The 4,902-nt window shown below is 39.0% G+C and carries 6 protein-coding genes; 4 read left to right on the forward strand and 2 right to left on the reverse strand.

The window, feature by feature from the left end; all coding sequences use genetic code 11:
* Nucleotides 1-122: 122 nt before the first annotated feature.
* A complete protein-coding gene (locus FTV41_RS13600) occupies nt 123-554 on the reverse strand; it encodes a hypothetical protein (RefSeq protein ID WP_039090891.1) in 432 nt (143 codons plus the stop codon).
* A 17-nt stretch (nt 555-571) separates the two neighbouring features.
* Nucleotides 572-838 (reverse strand): mobilization protein, encoded by a 267-nt coding sequence (locus FTV41_RS13605; protein WP_088749624.1) that lies wholly within the window; start codon nt 836-838, stop codon nt 572-574.
* 209 nt (nt 839-1,047) lie between these two features.
* Here FTV41_RS13605 and mobQ point away from each other — a divergent pair, with 209 nt between their 5' ends.
* The 4 genes from mobQ (at nt 1,048) to FTV41_RS13625 (ending at nt 4,560) form a co-directional block, all read left to right on the forward strand.
* Nucleotides 1,048-2,484, forward strand: coding sequence for a MobQ family relaxase (mobQ, locus tag FTV41_RS13610; protein WP_107111964.1), 1,437 nt, complete (start codon nt 1,048-1,050; stop codon nt 2,482-2,484).
* A gap of 101 nt (nt 2,485-2,585) precedes the next feature.
* Nucleotides 2,586-2,819, forward strand: coding sequence for a hypothetical protein (locus FTV41_RS13615; RefSeq protein WP_068553069.1), 234 nt, complete (start codon nt 2,586-2,588; stop codon nt 2,817-2,819).
* Nucleotides 2,820-3,021: 202 nt separating this feature from the next.
* Nucleotides 3,022-3,951, forward strand: a complete 930-nt coding sequence (gene repM / locus FTV41_RS13620) for a replication initiation protein RepM (RefSeq protein ID WP_068553070.1) — start codon at nt 3,022-3,024, stop codon at nt 3,949-3,951.
* A 66-nt stretch (nt 3,952-4,017) separates the two neighbouring features.
* On the forward strand, nt 4,018-4,560 hold the full coding sequence (locus tag FTV41_RS13625) for a plasmid replication DNA-binding protein (RefSeq protein ID WP_004896925.1): 543 nt from the start codon (nt 4,018-4,020) through the stop codon (nt 4,558-4,560).
* Nucleotides 4,561-4,902: the final 342 nt, after the last annotated feature.

The raw sequence follows: 4,902 nt of genomic DNA on the forward strand, positions 1-4,902 counted from the left end.
CTGAGAACTGCCTTGTTTTGAAACTTGGTTGGCTTTAATTAGTTTTTAGTATTCTTTATAGAAAATGCCTCGATCAAGGGGCATTTCTAACAATCATTTAACATAAAATTTCTTATGCGAAATTACATACCAACTTTAACCACATTGTGGACAGGTTGGATTTTAGAGATAAGAAAAACTTCTAGGGCATTTGCTAAATAAGCCGTATCACGCTCAAAGCCTATTGTAATGATGGATCCAGCATCTTTCAGTCTTGGATCTATCGCAATATATTCAGTTTTATCTTCATTCCATCGGCAATATTTCATTACCCTGGCGCTTAAGCCATTACCACGATAACGGCCAGCACCTCTAGAAGTCCCAACACCGATATAAGTCACTAAATCCCCTTTGACAAACGCATATACACCTTGTTTATCGTAATTAGGAATTTTTCCAAAATTAAAATGTACTGGTGACCATTCAGGAGGCTTTCCTAATAGGTCTACATTCCAGTGATGTTCGAAGAATAATTCTGTATTACGTATTAACTTATTAAGTGTTGGATCTTCCACTACTTATCCCTCAAAATTTATAAATTAAAAAGCTTTCGGTCACGCTCATCTGTTAAATACTTATCCATCTGAGCAATTAATTTAGCTCTGGCTTGTTCATCATCTTCAGTGATCTTTAGCATACAGGATCCAATTAAAATTTTGCGTCTGGTATCATCCTTTCGAGCCTGTTCTTTCTCTTTGGCACGTTCTCTTGCCAGTGCTGCCTGTCTTTGAGCCTTTAGCTGCTTTAGCTTTTCTTCCTGTGCTTTGATTTTGCTGTCTAGTGTTTCAGTAACGCTCATTAATCCAATACCATCATCCTGGGAAACCATCCCTAACATAAGCGCACTTGAATATGCATTCAAGGTGCTATATGTATAGTAATGTTTTCCTCGAAGAGCGCACTTATGCAAACTTCGTTTGCAAGTACGATTGGGGTCTCCCCAATACCCCGACAACCGTATCCACGGTTGTATTTCACTACGTGAAAATTTAAAAGCGAAAAATAGGCATGGCGATTTACCACTTTTCAGTCAAAACCGTAGCACGATCAGCAGGGCGTTCCGCCACTGCTGCAATTGCCTATCGGGCAGGTGAAAAGATCTATTGTGAACGTGAGGGCCGAGAACATGATTACAGCCGAAAAACAGGTGTGGAATATAAAGAAATTTATTTACCCGAAGGCGCACCAGAACATTTAAAAAACCGGGAAAGACTCTGGAACGAAGTTGAACAACGGGAAACCCGAAAAAACTCGACAGTTGCCCGAGAATTTGAAATCGCTTTTCCAAGTGAATTAAATCAGGAACAACGCCTGGCCATGCTCGAAGAGCTATGCGCCAGTATCGTGGACAGACACCAGGTAGCCGTCGATGCCTGTATTCATGCACCGCATACTGGATCTGGTAGTGATGAACGCAATTATCACGCGCATATCCTGATGAGCACACGCAAACTTACTCAGGAAGGCTTCACCGAGAAAACCCGGGAACTGGATCAGAAACACAGTGGAGAAATCGAACACTGGCGCGAACACTTTGCCGATATCTGCAATATGCACCTGGATCTGGCTGGATACACTGCCCGAGTCGACCACCGCAGCTACAAAGACCAGGAGAATGGTTTAGAAGCCACGCTGCACGAAGGGCCGAAAGTCACCGAACTGCGCCGAAAAGGGATTGAGACCGAAATCAGCCGAAGCAATGACGAAATCAAACAGAGAAATCAGGCTCAGCTGCAATACAGCAAAAATATGGATCTGCTGATTGCTGAAAATGAGATCAAACTCAGCACACTGAAAACAGAACAGCAGATCCAAATCAAAAATAGCGCTAAAACGCCACCAATTGACGAAAAAGCCCTGTTTGAGGAAAAACAGAGGGAAACCCTTGGCAAAGTGCTAAAACGCGAAATCAGCGCAAAAGACGCGAATCTAGACCTGGATTTCATGCAGCGTAATCTCAAACAAGCCGAAATAACCCTGACCAAGCACCACAAACATCAAAATGAGTTCAATCAGCAGCTTGCCCAGGAGATCGTGAAAAGCGGACTCAAGCAAAGTCATGACAAATTGCAAAGCCTGGTCGATCAACACAACGAATTAACTCAGAACAAACCCTTACTGTTTGGAAAAAAAGCCTGGGAAGCCCAACGTGATGCGATTTACCAGGAGCACAAAAAGCTGAAAGGTCAGCATGAACACCAGAAAAAACATGGTGTGAAGGATTTATTGGAAAATGACAAATTCAAAGAACATGCCTGGAAGCAGTACCAACAACAACATCCAGCCAAAGCCAAGCAATACCAGACTCTATACCCATCCTATCAAGTCATTAAAAAATGTGTGGATGAGATCAAAGCAGAACAACAGATGAAACTCAGACAGGAACAACAGCTCAAAGCACAGCAACATGCGCCTAAAATGAAATCTCGTGGCATGAGTCGCTAAACAGAGCGAGTGTCTACGAGCGAACTGAGAAAATTTGCCCATCCCTTTCCCTGATTACAAGCTCCCTATCCATCAATCACCTGCTTTACAGAGCATCCCGAATGGGTGCGAACTTTCCAAATTTGATTCCTAAACCGAGCGTAGCGAGAAAAAAAGCTCATGAGCGAAGCGAATTCCGAGCTGCTTTTGATCTTGCTTTTGCTTTTTCTCAAATTCACGAAAATATGAACCAAAAATTGCCCCGACGAATCGAGCGAAAGCGAGATTCAATAGAGTTTGAGCGAAGCGAAAACCAAGGGCAATTTTTTACTCCCTGGGCTTTTAATTATTTTTAAGCTTTTAAATGCTTTTAATTAAGCTGTAATCCTTTATTCATAATGGTTCTAGAGATATTAAAACGAGGTTTACCTTGCATTAAAACGAGGTTTACCTTGCATTAAAACGAGGTTTACCTTGCATTAAAACGAGGTTTACCTTGCATTAAGCGAGATAATTATATAACCTCGTCTTATTGAATTAAAAATATAATCTTTTCATATGAAAACAGAACTAGTTGTTAAAGATAACGCCTTAATCAATGCCAGTTATAACCTCGATCTAGTTGAACAGAGGTTAATTCTCCTAGCTATTGTTGAAGCAAGGGAATCGGGTAAAGGGATAAATGCTAATGATCCACTAACAGTTCATGCTGAAAGTTATATTAATCAGTTTGGTGTACATCGAAATACGGCTTATCAGGCGTTAAAAGATGCTTGCGATGACTTGTTTGCAAGACAATTCAGTTATCAGAGTCTTAGTGAAAAAGGTAACACTATTAATCACAAATCAAGATGGGTGAGCGAGGTGGCTTATATTGATAATGAAGCTGTCGTTAGACTTATTTTTGCCCCTGCTATTGTGCCTTTAATTACTAGGTTAGAAGAACAATTTACAAAGTATGAAATACAACAAATAAGTAATTTAACAAGTGCTTATGCTGTTCGTTTATATGAAATATTGATTGCATGGCGTAGTACTGGAAAAACGCCTCTCATAACTATGTATGATTTTAGACAAAAAATAGGTGTACTCGAGACTGAATACAAACGAATGTATGATTTTAAAAAATATGTTTTAGACATTGCATTAAAACAAGTAAATGAACATACCGATATTATTGTCAAAGTTGAACAGCATAAAACAGGTAGATCTATTACTGGTTTTTCATTTAGCTTTAAACAGAAAAAATCAGCCACGCATTCAGTCGAATCTAAAAGAGATCCGAATACATTAGACCTCTTTTCAAAAATAACAGATAAACAACGCCATCTATTCGCCAACAAGCTCTCAGAGCTTCCTGAGATGAGTAAATATTCACAAGGCACAGAAAGCTATCAGCAGTTTGCTGTACGTATAGCTGCCATGCTGCAAGATGCAGAGAAATTTAAGGAATTACTTCCTTTACTCAGAAAATTAGGATTTCAATGACATTGTTAATTGAAATTGTTAAGTTAACAGTCAGGTATTAACACAAGTTGAAAACTGGTTTACATAATGAAAAAACTGTCAGTTTCAGAGTTAGCTAAGCTTTATGGATATTCAAGACAAGCCATATATGCACATATAAACAAAGGAAATTTATCTAAAGGATCTGATGGATTAATTGACTTTTCAGAGGCCCTAAGAGTTTTTGGGGAACCACAAAAAAAAGAGGATACAGTCAATCAAAGTCAATCAATTAACAGTCAAAACTTGACAGAAGTTGACTTACTAAAACGTCAAGTTGACATACTGGAAAAACAATTAAATCAGGCAATACAGAGAGAAAATCAATCTTTAGAACGTGAATCGTTTTATCAAGAACAGATTGAAGCTATGCAGCGCTTACTAGAAGCACCAAAAGCCAATATGACTACCTTTACCGATCAGAGCTTTAAACAGGATATAGCAACGGATCCTCGGTCGGAACTAGCAACGAACTATGACGAATTGACTACTCCTCAGCAAGACAATAAGCGTATTCCTATCCCGGAGCATGTTGAACCAGAACAGAAGAAGAGAGGCTTCCTAAGCCGCTTTTTCCTTCCATATGGTTAGCCAAGACTCCAGTTTTTTGAAGAGCCAATTTCAGTGCAAGCACTTGAAATAATGACTCCTCAAAAAACCGGATGATGTTTATTAAAACTGAATAAAACCGTGGAACATCGCTCAATTAGTGATCGTGGAACATGAATAATCAATAAAAAGCCGTTCTGGTGCCCTATACTCCAGAACGGCTTACGTTAATATAATGATATTTAAAGAGAAATATCAAGCATTTCGTATAACGTGTATTATGTTAATTTTAGAAAATCTTCACTACTATTATTTTAAAATAAGCCTTATATCCAAGCATAAAACAAGGTTGTCTAGACTTCTTTTAACAGTAAAGTTATCATA

This window comes from Acinetobacter sp. YH16051 (assembly GCF_013417135.1).
Lineage (GTDB): Bacteria > Pseudomonadota > Gammaproteobacteria > Pseudomonadales > Moraxellaceae > Acinetobacter > Acinetobacter towneri.